This window comes from Amycolatopsis sp. CA-230715, assembly GCF_018736145.1.
Lineage (GTDB): Bacteria > Actinomycetota > Actinomycetes > Mycobacteriales > Pseudonocardiaceae > Amycolatopsis.
Genome location: NZ_CP059997.1, coordinates 1,715,360 through 1,729,070, shown reverse-complemented (window position 1 = coordinate 1,729,070; position 13,711 = coordinate 1,715,360). Strand labels below are relative to the sequence as shown.

Annotated in this window: 13 protein-coding genes; 11 read left to right on the top strand and 2 right to left on the bottom strand. The window is 70.3% G+C overall.

Features of this window, described 5'->3' with window-relative positions; genetic code table 11:
• Positions 1 to 3 precede the first annotated feature (3 nt).
• Positions 4 to 876, top strand: a complete 873-nt coding sequence (locus tag HUW46_RS08185; RefSeq protein WP_254125941.1) for an AAA family ATPase — start codon at positions 4 to 6, stop codon at positions 874 to 876.
• Positions 877 to 1,065: 189 nt separating this feature from the next.
• On the opposite strand, the gene HUW46_RS08180 is transcribed toward HUW46_RS08185, so the two are convergent.
• Entirely contained in the window at positions 1,066 to 1,758 is a 693-nt protein-coding gene (locus HUW46_RS08180) for an SDR family NAD(P)-dependent oxidoreductase (protein WP_215546711.1), read from the bottom strand.
• Between the two features lie 108 nt (positions 1,759 to 1,866).
• Between HUW46_RS08180 and HUW46_RS08175 the strand changes: the two genes are divergently transcribed.
• Complete coding sequence (locus HUW46_RS08175) at positions 1,867 to 2,493, top strand: TetR/AcrR family transcriptional regulator (RefSeq protein WP_215546710.1); 627 nt, start codon at positions 1,867 to 1,869, stop codon at positions 2,491 to 2,493.
• A 46-nt stretch (positions 2,494 to 2,539) separates the two neighbouring features.
• On the opposite strand, the gene HUW46_RS08170 is transcribed toward HUW46_RS08175, so the two are convergent.
• The gene (locus HUW46_RS08170) at positions 2,540 to 3,148 is read right to left on the bottom strand and encodes a TetR/AcrR family transcriptional regulator (protein ID WP_215546709.1); all 609 of its coding nucleotides are present in this window, start codon (positions 3,146 to 3,148) and stop codon (positions 2,540 to 2,542) included.
• 61 nt (positions 3,149 to 3,209) lie between these two features.
• Between HUW46_RS08170 and HUW46_RS08165 the strand changes: the two genes are divergently transcribed.
• The 9 genes from HUW46_RS08165 (at position 3,210) to HUW46_RS08125 (ending at position 13,600) form a co-directional block, all read left to right on the top strand.
• The gene (locus HUW46_RS08165; RefSeq protein ID WP_254125939.1) at positions 3,210 to 4,757 is read left to right on the top strand and encodes an FAD-dependent monooxygenase; all 1,548 of its coding nucleotides are present in this window, start codon (positions 3,210 to 3,212) and stop codon (positions 4,755 to 4,757) included.
• 343 nt (positions 4,758 to 5,100) lie between these two features.
• Entirely contained in the window at positions 5,101 to 6,204 is a 1,104-nt protein-coding gene (locus HUW46_RS08160) for a vWA domain-containing protein (protein WP_215546708.1), read from the top strand.
• Positions 6,197 to 7,309: an XdhC family protein gene (locus tag HUW46_RS08155; protein ID WP_215546707.1), complete on the top strand. Its 1,113-nt coding sequence runs from the start codon at positions 6,197 to 6,199 to the stop codon at positions 7,307 to 7,309. The genes HUW46_RS08160 and HUW46_RS08155 overlap by 8 nt, the downstream gene beginning before the upstream one ends.
• A 78-nt stretch (positions 7,310 to 7,387) precedes the next feature.
• Positions 7,388 to 7,747, top strand: coding sequence for a hypothetical protein (locus tag HUW46_RS08150; RefSeq protein WP_215546706.1), 360 nt, complete (start codon positions 7,388 to 7,390; stop codon positions 7,745 to 7,747).
• A 208-nt stretch (positions 7,748 to 7,955) separates the two neighbouring features.
• Entirely contained in the window at positions 7,956 to 8,486 is a 531-nt protein-coding gene (locus tag HUW46_RS08145; protein WP_215546705.1) for a (2Fe-2S)-binding protein, read from the top strand.
• On the top strand, positions 8,486 to 10,924 hold the full coding sequence (locus tag HUW46_RS08140; RefSeq protein WP_215546704.1) for a xanthine dehydrogenase family protein molybdopterin-binding subunit: 2,439 nt from the start codon (positions 8,486 to 8,488) through the stop codon (positions 10,922 to 10,924). The genes HUW46_RS08145 and HUW46_RS08140 overlap by 1 nt, the downstream gene beginning before the upstream one ends.
• Positions 10,921 to 11,772, top strand: coding sequence for an FAD binding domain-containing protein (locus HUW46_RS08135; protein ID WP_215546703.1), 852 nt, complete (start codon positions 10,921 to 10,923; stop codon positions 11,770 to 11,772). Before HUW46_RS08140 ends, HUW46_RS08135 begins: the two co-directional genes overlap by 4 nt.
• A gap of 24 nt (positions 11,773 to 11,796) precedes the next feature.
• On the top strand, positions 11,797 to 12,450 hold the full coding sequence (locus HUW46_RS08130) for an SRPBCC family protein (protein ID WP_215546702.1): 654 nt from the start codon (positions 11,797 to 11,799) through the stop codon (positions 12,448 to 12,450).
• A 58-nt stretch (positions 12,451 to 12,508) separates the two neighbouring features.
• On the top strand, positions 12,509 to 13,600 hold the full coding sequence (locus tag HUW46_RS08125) for an FAD-dependent oxidoreductase (protein ID WP_215546701.1): 1,092 nt from the start codon (positions 12,509 to 12,511) through the stop codon (positions 13,598 to 13,600).
• The last annotated feature ends 111 nt before the right edge of the window (positions 13,601 to 13,711 follow it).

Sequence of the window (13,711 nt, the reverse complement as noted above, 5' to 3'; positions counted from 1 at the left end):
GGTGTGACGGATCTGGGCTCCCCCGAAGAGCTGGCGAGTTTGCTCGACGGCACCGGCTACCTCGCCGACGACGGCGTGGCCACGGCCGCGTTCCTCGCGCTGCGCATGCGCCGCCCGCTGTTGTGCGAAGGGGAACCCGGGACCGGCAAGACCTCGCTCGCGCTCGCGTTGTCCGAGGGATTGGGCCTCCCGCTGATCCGGTTGCAGTGCCACGAAGGGATCGACGCCGCGCAGGCGCTGTACGAATGGGACTTCCCGCGCCAGCTCCTGCACCTGCGCGCGTTGGAAGCGGCCGACGGCGCGCTGGACGCCGACGTCGCCGAGGAATCGCTCTACACCGAACGGTTCCTGCTGGCGCGCCCGCTCCTGCGCGCGCTGAAGTCCTCGCCGTGCGTGCTGCTCGTCGACGAGATCGACCGCGCCGACGACGAGTTCGAAGCGTTCCTGCTGCAACTGCTCGACGAGTACGCGGTGACCATCCCCGAGTTCGGGGAGGTCCGCGCCGAGGTGCCGCCGCTGGTGCTGCTCACCTCCAACCGCACGCGCGAGGTGCACGACGCGCTGAAGCGGCGGTGCCTCTACCACTGGCTGGAGCATCCCGGCCTCGCGCGGGAGATCGCGATCCTGCGGCGGCGGCTGCCCGGTGTCGGCGAACGGCTCGCGTCGCAGGTGGCGGGCGCCGTTCGCCGCCTGCGCGAGCTGGAACTGCTCAAACCGCCCGGGGTGGCCGAATCGCTGGACTGGGCCGAGGCCCTGCTCGCGCTCGGCCGCGACGAACTGGACGCCGAAACCGCCGCGCGCACCCTCGGCGCGGTCCTGAAGTACAGCGAAGACCTCGACCGGGTCCGCGCGAAACTGGACTCCCTTCTGTCCTGAATGGACAGTCCTGCGTGTGGCCCGGCGCAGCGACCGGGCTCGACGCCCCGATGGCCGAGTCCCCGATGGCCACCATGACGGCACTCAATGCTGCGAAGGCCACCTTCACGGCGTGGCGCAGTGATGGCTCCGGTAGGGGATGTCTTTGTGAGGGCCGAGTTCGGGGCACTCAGTGCCGGGTACGCCGCGTCAGAAGAGGGCGTTGAACTCGTGTTCGTGTTCGGTGCGCTCGACGTACATCCGCCACGCGGTGTCGGCGATGTCGTCCGGGTTCAGGGTGGGGAATTCCTGTTCCGCCGAGAACTTCCGGTGGATGTCGCCGCGTTCGATGAGGCCGCCGATGGTGAGCGTGGCGGCGTAGAGGCCCTCTTCTTCGAGCGCGGCGGCCAGCGTCAGCACGTACATCCGCAGCGCGGCGGACGCGGGGACGAGGGTGCCGAGCTGGGGGAGCGGGTGCTTGCCGCTGAGTCCGCCCGCGAACAGCAGGGTTCCCCGCCCGCGCGCCCGCATTCCGGGGAGTACGGCCGAAACCAGGGTGATCGGCGCGGTGAGCACGTCGCCGACCAGATCGCGCACGGCGACCGGGTCCAGCTCGGTGATCGGGCTGATCGGTGCGTCGACGACCGCCGCCGGTCCGAAGTAGACGGTGTCGAGGTCGCCGAGGTCGGCGGTGATGCGGTCCAGCACGGCGCGCAGTTGTTCCGGGGAGGTCAGGTCGGCGGCGTAGCTCTGTGCTTCCGCTCCGTCGAGGCTCGCGAGGTAATCGGCGTGACGCTCGGTGGTGCGGGAGACCAGTGCGACCGCGAAGCCTTCCCTGGCGAAGCGCCGGGCCATCGAGAGCCCTAGACCCGGTCCCGCACCGAGGATCGCGATGACCTTCATGGCGGTATCTCCTTCAAAGGTAGGAAGTTGAGCGAGAGTAGAAAGTTGAGGATGTCCTCAAGTTAGCCATAAGTTGAGGACCCCGTCAACTTCGGTAGGATGGCGGCCATGGCAGAAGGGGTGCCGTTGCGCAAGGATGCCCAGCGCAACCGCGAGAAGCTCGTCGCGGCTGCGCGCGAGGTGTTCGCGGAGAAAGGACTCGATGTCGCGCTCGACGAGATCGCGCGTCGTGCTGGGGTGAGCATCGGCACGCTCTACAATCGGTTCCCGGCGAGGGCGGATCTGGTCCACGCGGCGTTCTACGACCGCGTGGAAACCGTCGTCACGCTCGCCGAGCACGCGCTCGAAACCGAGGACGCCTGGGCCGGGTTCACGCAGTTCGTCGAGCAGATCAGCCGGTTGCGCGCGGCGGATCGCGGTTACAACGACCTCGCCGCCAGGAGGCTCCCGCAGGTCACGCCCGACCAGGGGCAGGAGCTGATGATCGCGGTGGTGGACAGGGCGAAGGCGGCGGGCGCGCTCCGCGCCGATTTCGAGCTGACCGACATGGCGTTCGTGACCTGGGCGATCAGCAGGACCATCGAGGCGACCGACGGCGTGCGCGACGACGCGTGGCGAAGGCATCTCGCACTCATCTTCGACGGCTTGCGCGCGAGCGCGGCGACCCCGCTCCCGGTGCCGCCGTTGACCTCCGACGAGGTGGTCCGCGCGCTTGACGCGTGCTGGAAGTGCTGACGGCGCGCGGAAAAGCTCCGGATCGGGTCCACTGAGGACGGACGAGTCAGCCGACGCCGCGCTCAACGAGGTCGAAGGCGGCATCGATGACCGCGGGATGGCCGCGCTGGACCTCTTCGGGAGCTTCGCCGTCGAGGATGCACTGCACCGAATGCTTGCGGATCGAGGCCAGTGCCGAGGTGAGCAGCCCGGCGGCGATCCTGGCGCGCACCCGATCGGTGCCTTCTTCGAGCAGCACTTCCCGGATCAGGTCCTCGACCTCGTGGTCGAGTTCGAGCCAGCGCGCGCTCAGCGCCGGGCTCTGCCGGATCACCCACAGGAAGCCCTCGACCCCCGCGAACACCCAGGCGGTCGGGTGCCGTTCGGTGAGCAGCCGGTGCTGGTAGCGCCGTAGCGCGCCGCTCATCGACTCGCCGTCCGGGCGGCTCCGCAGCGCGTCGGAGATCGCGAGCAGGATGTCCTCCTGCCGGTCGAAGAACAGGTCTTCCTTGCGGGGGAAGTAGTTCGACACCGTCTTCTTCGACACCTCGGCCGCTTCGGCGACGTCGGCGATGGTCACCTGCTCGAACCCGTGCCGGACGAACAGCCCGGTCGCGACGTCGGAGATGTGCCGCCGGGTCTCCCGCTTCTTCCGCTCGCGCCGCCCTTCGTCCACACGGGAAACTTACCATGATGGTAAACGTTGACAAAGTACAAGTTCGCCGTAACCTGGGGGCATGACTTCCAGGGGAACCGAATACGACGTGGTGATCGCGGGTGCCGGCCCGGCCGGACTGGCGCTCGCGTGCGAACTGGGGCTGGCCGGGGTGCGGGTGCTGGTGCTCGAACGGCTGGCCGAACCGGATCCGACGCTCAAGGCGGGCGCGATCAACGTGCCCACCGCCGAGGCGTTCTACCGGCGCGGGATGCTGCCCGCGATGCAGGAGGAGCAACGGCGTGGCTTCGAGCGGATGAAGGACTTCATCCGCTCGAAGATGCCGGAAGGCGCCTCGGACCTGCCGCCGAAGATGCCCAAGGTGGCCGGGCACTTCGCCGGGATCATGGTCGGCGGGGAGCAGATCCGGTTCGACGATCCCGGGTTCCGCGACGCGGGCCCGGCGTCCGGGGTCATGCTGCTCGCGCAGCAGGCTGTCGAGTCGATGCTCGGCGAGCGCGCCGAGGAGCTGGGTGTGGAGATCCGCCGCGGCGTCGAGCTGACCGGTTTCGACGAAGGCGACGACACTGTCACCGTCCACTTCGGACAGGAATCCGCTACGGCCGGGTGGCTCGTCGGCTGCGACGGCGGCCGGAGCCTGGTGCGCAAGAACGCCGGGTTCGACTTCCCCGGCACCGATCCCAGCATCACCGGGCGCCAGGCACTGGTCGACATGACCGGCGACGAAGGGCTCCGCCCCGGCTGGAACCACACCGGCCACGGCATCTACGTGAACGGACCGCTGCCCGGCCGGATACTGACCGTGGAAATGGACGGTCCGCCCGCCGACCGCGACGCCCCGATCACCGCCGGGGAACTGCAGGGGAGCCTCCGCCGCACGTCCGGAGTGGACGTTACGATCACCGCCGTCCACTCCGCGACCCGCTACACCGACAACGCGCGGCAGGCGACCGAATACCGCCGCGGACGCGTGCTGCTGGCAGGCGACGCGGCGCACGTGCACTCGCCGTTCGGCGGGCAGGGGCTCAACCTCGGCGTCGGCGACGCGATGAACCTCGGGTGGAAGCTCGCCGCCACCGTGCACGGCTGGGCACCCGACGGCCTGCTCGACACCTACACCACCGAACGGCACCCGATCGGCGCCTGGGTGCTCGAATGGACGCGCGCGCAGGTCGCGTTGATGCGCACCGACGAGCGGACCCGGATGCTGCGCGGGGTCGTCGGCGATCTGCTGTCCACATCGGACGGTTCGACGTACCTGGCGAAGAAGCTTTCCGGTGTGCTGCACCGCTACGACATGGGCGAGCAGGGGCACGACTGGATCGGGCTCGGCACCCCGGACCTCGCCTTCGCCGACGGCACCCGGCTCGGCGAGCACTGCGCGCGCGGCGCGTTCGTGCTGCTCGATCTCGCCGATTCCGCGGAACTGCGGGAGCTGGCCGCGGGCTGGGGCGAACGGGTGGAACTGGTGACGGCCAAGGCCCCGGAGCACCCCGAGCTGTCCGGGCTGCTGATGCGGCCCGACGGCCACGTCGCGTGGGCACGAGAAGGCGGCGCGCTCGACGGTCTCGCCGAAGCCTTGCAACGCTGGGCAGGCGAGCCCGCCTGACGGAGGGGGTCACCGCGGAGTGTTCCAGTTGGGTAGATGACGGCTGTCGCCTGCCCTGAAAGTGACCTTCGGGGCGCTCAGTTCCCTGAAAGTCACCTTCGGGGCATGCGACAGCCCCGCCACAGCGACAGAAGGTTCTTACGAGGGTGGAGTTCGCGGCGCTCAACGCCCCGAAGGCCACCTTCGGGGACTCCGCGGCCCGCAGCGCGCCAGAGGTCACCAAGCGCAGTTAGCGGGCTGACCGCACTCCAAGACCGGCTGGGCCGCCACCTCGGCAGGTACGGACCGCCCCGCACACGACCTTCACGGAATCATCCGCCGGGAAAAGGGGCACACTGGAGGGGTGGACGCTGAGGTGCTGCCCGGGTTCGTCGGCTTCGCGGCCGCGTTGCGCGAGGCCGGGGTGCCGTGCGGCCCGCAGCGCGTCCAGGCTTATCTCGCCTCCGTCGAGCAGATCGACGTCGGCGAGACCGGCCAGCTCTACTGGGCGGGCAGGCTGACCCTGTGCGCCGATCCCGACGACCTCCCGCGCTACGACGACGCGTTCGCGCAGTGGTTCGCGGCCGCGCCGCCTTCGCCGCGACCGGTGTCCGTGCCCAAACCGAAGCAGGCGCGGATGGCGTCGATGTCGGCGGAACGGTCCGACGGCACCGAATCCGAAGAGGGGCCCGAGCTGAGCGTGGCCGCCTCCGACGCGGAGATCCTGCGCCGCCGCGACCTCGCCGAGCTGTCCGCCGCGGAACGGGAACTCCTGCGCGAGCTGCTGTCGGCGCTGAAACCGGAGCTGCCGAAGCGGTCTTCGGCGCGGCGCCGTCCCGCGCGGCGCGGTGCGCTCGATCCCGGCCGGACCCTGCGCGGCATGCTCGCCGACGGGGGCGAGCCGGTGCGGCTGGCGTACCGCGCCCGGACCAGGCGGCCGCGGAAAGTGGTGCTGCTGCTCGATGTTTCGGGTTCGATGAGCCCGTACGCGGACGCGTTGCTGAGGTTCGCGCACGTCGTCGTGCGGCGTGCGCCGTCGGCCGTCGAGGTGTTCACCCTCGGTACCCGGCTGACCAGGGTTTCGCGGCAGTTGCGCCAGCGCGACCCCGAGCGCGCGATGCTCGCCGCGGGCGGCGCGGTGCCGGATTTCGCGGGCGGGACCAGGCTCGGCGAGACGCTGCGCGTGTTCCTCGACCGCTGGGGCCAGCGGGGTGCCGCGCGCCGCGCGGTGGTCGTGATCTGCTCGGACGGCTGGGAGCGCGGCGATCCCGCGCTGCTGGGCGACCAGCTTGCGAGGTTACGTCGACTGGCGTACGCGGTGCTCTGGGTGAACCCGCACGCCGGTCGCGCGGGTTACGCTCCCGTCCAATCCGGTATCGCGGCCGCGATGCCACACCTTGACCGCCTGCTGGCCGGGCACAGCCTGGCCACCTTGGAACGACTGCTGGTGGAGATCCGCGATGCGTGACGTACTGGACGAACTGCACCGGCGCTGGCGGGACGGCGAGACCGTCGGGCTCGGCACCGTGGTCGCGACGTTTTCCTCCGCGCCGAGGGACCCCGGCGCGGCGATGCTGGTCGGTGCCGACGGCGAGGTCGTCGGCAGCGTGTCGGGTGGCTGCGTCGAAGGCGCGGTGTACGAACTGGCCCAACAGGTGGTCGCGGACGGGACGCCGGTGCTGCAGCGCTACGGCGTCAGCGACGACGACGCCTTCGCCGTCGGGCTGACCTGCGGCGGCATCATCGACATCTACGTCGAGCCGGTGGACCGCGAGACGATGCCGGAGCTCGGCGACGTCGTCGGGTACGTCCGGGCCGGACAGCCGGTCGCCGTGGTGACGGTGATCGAACACCCCGACGCGGGCACGGTGGGGCGGCACCTGATCGTGCGCCCCGAGCACGTCGACGGCACGCTCGGCTCGTCGCGGATGAACGACGCGGTCGCCGACGACGCGCGCGGGCTGCTCGCCACCGGCCGGACCGGGGTGCTGCACTACGGCCCGGACGGTCAGCGCCGCGGCGAGGGCATGACGGTGTTCGTGAACTCCTTCGAGCCGCCGCCGCGGCTGCTCGTGTTCGGCGCCATCGACTTCGCGGCCGCGATGGCGAAGATGGGCGCCTACCTCGGCTACCAGGTCACCGTGTGCGACGCGCGGCCGGTTTTCGCCACCAGCAGCCGGTTTCCCGACGCGCACGAGGTCGTCGTCGACTGGCCGCACCGGTACCTGAAGGCCGAGGCGGAGGCGGGCCGCGTCAACCGGCGCACCGCGATCGCCGTGCTCACCCACGACCCGAAGTTCGACGTGCCGCTGCTCGAAGTGGCGCTGCGGCTCGATGTCGGCTACGTCGGCGCGATGGGCTCGCGCAAGACCCACGACGACCGGTTCTCGCGGTTGCGGGACGCGGGACTGTCCGAAGCGGACCTCGAACGGCTGTCCTCGCCGATCGGGCTCGACCTCGGGGCGCGGACGCCGGAGGAGACCGCGGTGTCCATCGCGGCCGAGATCATCGCGCTGCGATGGGGTGGCGGCGGGCAGCGGCTCGCCGAGCTGAGTGGCCGCATCCACGGCTGAGCCGACCGCATAGAATCACCGGAACGACACTCCCGGTGATCATCCGGCGAGGGTGACCACGGCGAAGGGGTGTTCCGCATGGGTGAACTCGAGGATCTGCAGCAGCGGATACTGACGCAGCACCGGATCCAGTGCCAAGCCGAGGCCGGATTGCTCCGCGACCTCGCGAAGATGGCCGAGGAGCACACCCGCGACGAGGTCGTGGCCCTGCTGATGGACGAGTTCCAGATGGAGCGCCAGCGGGCCCGCGACACCTTCGACCTGGCCGTCGCGGTGACCACGTCGATGTCGGCGACGCTCACGGCGATGGACGAGAACGGGATCGGCCTCGACCGGGCCATGGAGATCTACAAGGTGGTCCGGCACTTCTCCCGTGAAGCCGAGGCGCGGGCCAAGGAGACCGAACTGCTCCACCAGCCCTTCCGGGTGAGCGGCTAGCCCATTCGAGATCACCCTGCCGCAGATTCGGCGGAATTCCTTGTGCGGCCGTGTATCTGAGGATTGGAGTTCGCGGGGCCCGTGGCCAGGACTTGTCGGCACCGGACCGAAGGGGCAGGCTCGCGTGTGAGTCCGATCACGGTCGATCCGGGTTCGGATCCGCTTGTCCCGAACCGCCCCGCCACGCGGGCATCCACTTGGAGGCCTGATGCGCATCTCTGTCACTGTGGACGGAACCACCTACACCGACGATGTCGAACCCCGCACCCTGCTCGTCCACTACCTCCGCGAAACGCTGGGCAAGGTCGGCACCGTGATCGGGTGCGACACCAGCAACTGCGGTGCCTGCACCGTCCACCTCGACGGGCACAGCGTGAAGTCCTGTTCCGTGCTGGCCGTGCAGGCCGACGGCTGCGAGGTCACCACGATCGAAGGGCTCGCGCGCGACGGCGAGCTGCACCCCGTCCAGCGGGCCTTCCACGACAACCACGCGCTGCAGTGCGGGTTCTGCACGCCCGGCATGATCATGCAGTCGATCGACCTGCTCGCCGACGACCCCGACCCGGACGAGCAGGCGGTCCGCGAAGGGCTGGAAGGCAACCTGTGCCGGTGCACGGGCTACCAGAACATCGTGCGCGCGGTCCGCGACGCCGCGCACCAGATGCGGCCGGGTGCCGGTCCCGAAGCCGAACGGCTCACGGAAGACACAGCTTCGAAGGTCGGCGGGGGTGGTGAGTGATGACCTCGACCGTCGAGCCCGAAGTAGGAAAAGCACGGCTGCGCAAGGAAGACGCGCGCCTGATCACCGGGCGCACCCGCTGGACGGACAACCTGGCGCTGCCCGGCATGCTGCACCTCGCCGTGCTGCGCAGCCCGTTCGCGCACGCCAAGATCGTTTCGATCGACGTGAGCGAGGCGAAGAAGGCGCCGGGTGTCGTCGCCGTCTACACCGCGAAGGACCTCGATCCGGACGGATCGATCGCGATGCCGTGCGCGTGGCCGATCACGCCGGACATGAAGAGCCCTCGTCGCCCCGTGCTCGCCGCGGACCAGGTGAACTTCGCAGGTGAGGGCGTCGCCGTCGTCGCCGCGCGCAGCGCCGCGGAGGCGCACGACGCGCTCGAAGCGATCGACGTCGACTACGAGGACCTCCCCGTGGTGCTGGGCATGGAGAACGCGCTCGCCGACGGCGCGCCGCTCGTGCACGAAGAGCTCGGCACGAACCAGAACGCGGTGTGGGTCTTCGATTCCGGCGAGGCGGGATCGGGTGGCGATGTCGGCGAGGCCATCGCCAAGGCCGAGGTCACGCTGACGCGCCGGTTCCGGCAGCAGCGCCTCGTGCCCGCGTTCATGGAACCGCGGTCGTGCGTGGTCGACCCGACGAGCGCGCAGCTCACCATGTGGTCGGCGACCCAGGTGCCGCACATCCTCAAGACGATGTCCGCGCTGACGCTCGGCATCCCCGAGCACAAGCTCCGCGTGATCGCGCCGGACGTCGGCGGCGGCTTCGGCGGCAAGATCGCCGTGCTGCCCGAGGAGACCATGTGCCTGCTCGTCGCGCAGAAGCTCGGGAAACCGGTGAAGTGGACCGAATCCCGGTCCGAGACGATGCTCACCGCGCACCACGGCCGCGACCAGATCCAGGACATCACGATCTCGGCGAACCGCGACGGCACGGTCACCGGGCTCAAGGTCGACCTGCTCGCCGACATGGGCGCCTACCTCGGGCTCGTCGGGCCGGGCGTGCCGATCCTCGGCGCGTTCATGTTCAACGCCATCTACAAGATCCCGGCCTACCGGTTCGCCTGCACGAACGTGTTCACCAACACCACGCTCACCGACGCCTACCGCGGCGCGGGCAGGCCGGAGGCGACGTTCGCGATCGAGCGGATCATGGACGAGCTGGCCGCCGAACTCGGCATGGATCCGTTGGAGCTGCGGGAAAAGAACTGGATCAAGCACGACGAGTTCCCGTACACCACGGTGTCCACGCTGACCTACGACTCCGGCAACTACGAGGCCGCGACCGCGAAGGCGAAGGAGCTTTTCGACTATGACGGCCTGCGCCGCGAGCAGCAGGAGCGCCGGGACGCGGGTGACCCGGTGCAGCTCGGCATCGGGATCTCCACGTTCACCGAAATGTGCGGGCTCGCGCCGTCGCGCGTGCTCGGCTCGCTCGACTACGCCGCGGGCGGCTGGGAGCACGCGTCGATCAGGGTGCTGCCCACCGGCAAGGTAGAGGTCATCACCGGTGCTTCGGCGCACGGGCAGGGCCACGAGACGGCGTGGAGCCAGATCGTCGCCGACCAGCTCGGCGTCGCCTTCGAGGACGTCGAAGTCCTGCACGGGGACACCCAGTCCTCGCACAAGGGCATGGACACCTACGGTTCGCGATCCCTTGCCGTCGGCGGGATCGCGGTCGTCAAGGCGGCCGAGAAGGTGGTGGCGAAGGCGAGGAAGGTCGCCGCGCACATGATGGAATGCGCCGAGGACGACCTCGAGTTCGCGAGCGGCAAGTTCACCGTCAAGGGCACGGAATCCTCGACCGCGCTCGGCGACATCGCGTTCACGGTGTTCGCGGCGCACGACCTCCCCGAGGGCATGGAACCGTCACTGGACTCCGACGCCACCTTCGACCCGGAGAACTTCTCGTTCCCGCACGGCACGCACCTGTGCGCGATGGAGGTGGACACCGAAACGGGCCGGGTGTCGATCCGGAAGTACGTCTGCGTCGACGACGTCGGCGCGGTGGTGAACCCGCTGATCGTGGAGGGCCAGGTGCACGGCGGCCTCGCGCAGGGCATCGCGCAGGCGTTGTTCGAAGAGGCCGTGCACGACGAGACCGGCACGCTCACCACCGGCACGTTCGCGGACTACCTGCTGCCCTCGGCCGCGGATCTGCCCTCGTTCGTCACCGATCGCACCGAGACGCCGTCGACCACGAACCCGTTGGGTGTCAAGGGAGTCGGCGAGGCCGGCACGATCGCGTCCACCCCGGCCGTGGTCAACGCGGTGATCGACGCCGTGCGCCATCGGGGTGTGAACGAGATCGAGATGCCGCTCTCGCCGATGCGCGTGTGGTCGGCGATCCACCGCGGTGACACCGGCGCCGGTGGCGTCGGCGGGGAGTCCGGTGGCGGACTCGGTTCGATCGACGCTACCGGAGGTGCCCAGTGATCCCCTCGGCCTTCGACTACACCGCACCCTCCACAGTGGACGAAGCGGTGCGCGCGCTCGCCGAAGCGGGCGAGGACGCCAAGGTGCTGGCTGGCGGGCAAAGCCTGCTGCCGGTGCTGCGGATGCGCCTCGCCGCGCCGACCACGCTGGTGGACCTCGGCAAGATCGCCGAACTGCGCGGCGTGACCGAGGACGGCGACGCGCTCGTCATCGGCGCCATGACCACGCATTACGAAGTGCAGCGCGACGCGCTCGTCCGCGAGCACGCCGAACTGCTGGCTAAGGCGACCGACACGGTCGCCGACCCGCAGGTGCGCCATCGCGGCACCTTCGGCGGCTCGATCGCGCACGCCGATCCCGCGGGCGACCTGCTGGCCCCGGCGCTCGCGCTGGACGCCGAGATGGTCATCGCCTCGGCGGGCGGGCGCCGGACGGTCCCGGCGGCGGAGTTCTTCCAGGACTTCTTCACCACCGCGCTCGCACCGGACGAGATACTGGTGGCGGTGCGGGTGCCGAAGTACACCGGCTGGCACGCGCACTACGAGAAGTTCAACCGGGTCGCGCAGGCGTGGTCGATGGTGGCGGTCGCGGTGGCCGTCCGCACCGACGGCGCCTCGATCGCCGAAGCCCGCGTCGCGCTCACGAACATGGGCTCGACCCCGGTGCGGGCGACGGCCGTGGAGCAGGCGCTCGTCGGCGGCGAGGCGTCCGCGGACTCGGTCCGCGCCGCCGCGCAGCACGCCGCCGAGGGCACGAACCCGACCGCGGACGGCAACGCGGACGTCGAGTACCGCCAGGAGCTGGCCCGCGTGCTCACCGGGCGCGCGGTGTCCGCCGCCGTCGGCTGAGCCGGACCTCGGAAAGGAACCTTCGTGCGACTGGACCACGAATTCACCGTCCCGGCGAGCGTCGAGGACGTGTGGAACGCGGTCGTCGAACCGGAACGGGTGGCGCCCTGCATGCCGGGCGCCACCCTCACCGAGGTCGACGGCGACACCTTCCGCGGCACGGTGAAGGTCAAGCTCGGCCCGATCTCCTTGCTGTACAAGGGATCCGGCGAGTTCCTGGAGAAGGACGAGCAGGCGCGCAAGGTCGTGATCAAGGCGTCCGGAAAGGACTCGCGCGGCGCCGGCACCGCCGCCGCCACGGTGACCGTCCAGCTCACCGCGGACGGCGGGGCGACCAAGGGCACCGTGGCCACCGACCTGAACATCACCGGGAAGCCCGCGCAGTTCGGGCGCGGGCTCATCTCGGAGGTCGGCGGCAAGATCCTGGACCAGTTCGCGACCTGCCTGTCGACGAAGCTCGGTTCTCCGGCTCCGGTTTCCCCGGAACCGAAGCCGGAGCGGGACGGCACCCGGCCGAAGCTGGAAAGCGTGCAGCACGCCGAACCGCTGCCGGAAGCCGAGCCGATCGACCTCGTCGACTACGCGGGCATCTCGGTGGCGAAACGCCTGGCCCCGGTGCTCATCGGGGTCGCCGCGGTGCTCGGGCTCGTCGCGATCATCCGCGCGCTGCGCAGGTAGGGGTGTGGCGCCGGGCGCATCGGGGAAGGTCCCGGTGCGCCGCGGCGTTCCACCCGATGTGACTGGAGCGGACCACGAAACCGACGTGGTGGTGATCGGTGCCGGGCAGGCGGGCCTGTCGGCGGCGTACTTCCTGCGCCGGGCCGGGCTGGACTTCGCCGTGCTCGACCACGGCAAGCGCGCGGGCGGGGCGTGGCAGTACCGCTGGCCGTCGCTGGTGCTGGGCAAGGTGCACGGGTTGCACGACCTGCCGGGCATGGCGCTGGGCGCCCCGGACACGACGCGCCCCGCGTCCGAAGTGGTCTCCGAGTACTTCGGCCGTTTCGAAGCTGCTTATGACCTGCCCGTGCGGCGGCCCGTCGACGTGCTGGTGGTCCGCGCGGCCTCTTCCGGCCTGCTGGTGGAAAGCGCCGCGGAAACCTGGGCCGCGCGGGCGGTGCTGAACGCGACCGGCACCTGGGACCGTCCGTTCTGGCCGCACTACCCCGGGCAGGAAACGTTCGAAGGGCGCCAACTGCACACCGCCGACTACACCGGCGCTGCTGAGTTCCAAGGCAAGCGCGTCGTGGTCGTCGGCGGTGGGACATCGGCGATCCAGCAGCTCATCGAAATCGCGACGGTCGCTCGCGACACGACGTGGGTCACGCGCCGCCCGCCGGTGTTCCGCGACGAACCGTTCAACGAGGACTGGGGCCGCGCCGCTGTGGCGAAGGTCGATGCGGCCGTACGAGCCGGAAAACCGCCCGCGAGCGTGGTGAGCGTGACCGACCTCGCGCGCACGCCGGAGGTCGTCCGCGCGCAGGAAACCGGGATCCTGGACCGCTTGCCGATGTTCGACCGGATCACGCCCACCGGCGTCCACTGGCCCGACGGCACCGAAAAGGCGGCCGACGTGATCCTGTGGGCGACCGGTTTCCGCGCCGCGCTGGACCACCTGGCGCCCTTGCACCTCCGCGACCCCGGCGGCGGGATCCGGATGGACGGCACCCGCGTCGTCGCCGAACCGCGGCTGCACCTGCTCGGCTACGGCCCCTCGGCGAGCACCATCGGCGCGAACCGCGCGGGCCGCTCCGCCGTCCGGGAAGTCCGCGATCTCCTCTCCGACTCCGCGCACGTTCGGGCTGGCGTCGCTACCATGCCCCGAAAGTGACCTTAGGGGCGCTGCATGCCCCGAACGTCACTTTCGGGGCATCAGACGTCGCCTTCCAGGAAGCGGCGGACAGCCAAGTTATGCGGGACCCCGACTGAAGAAGTTCCGGGG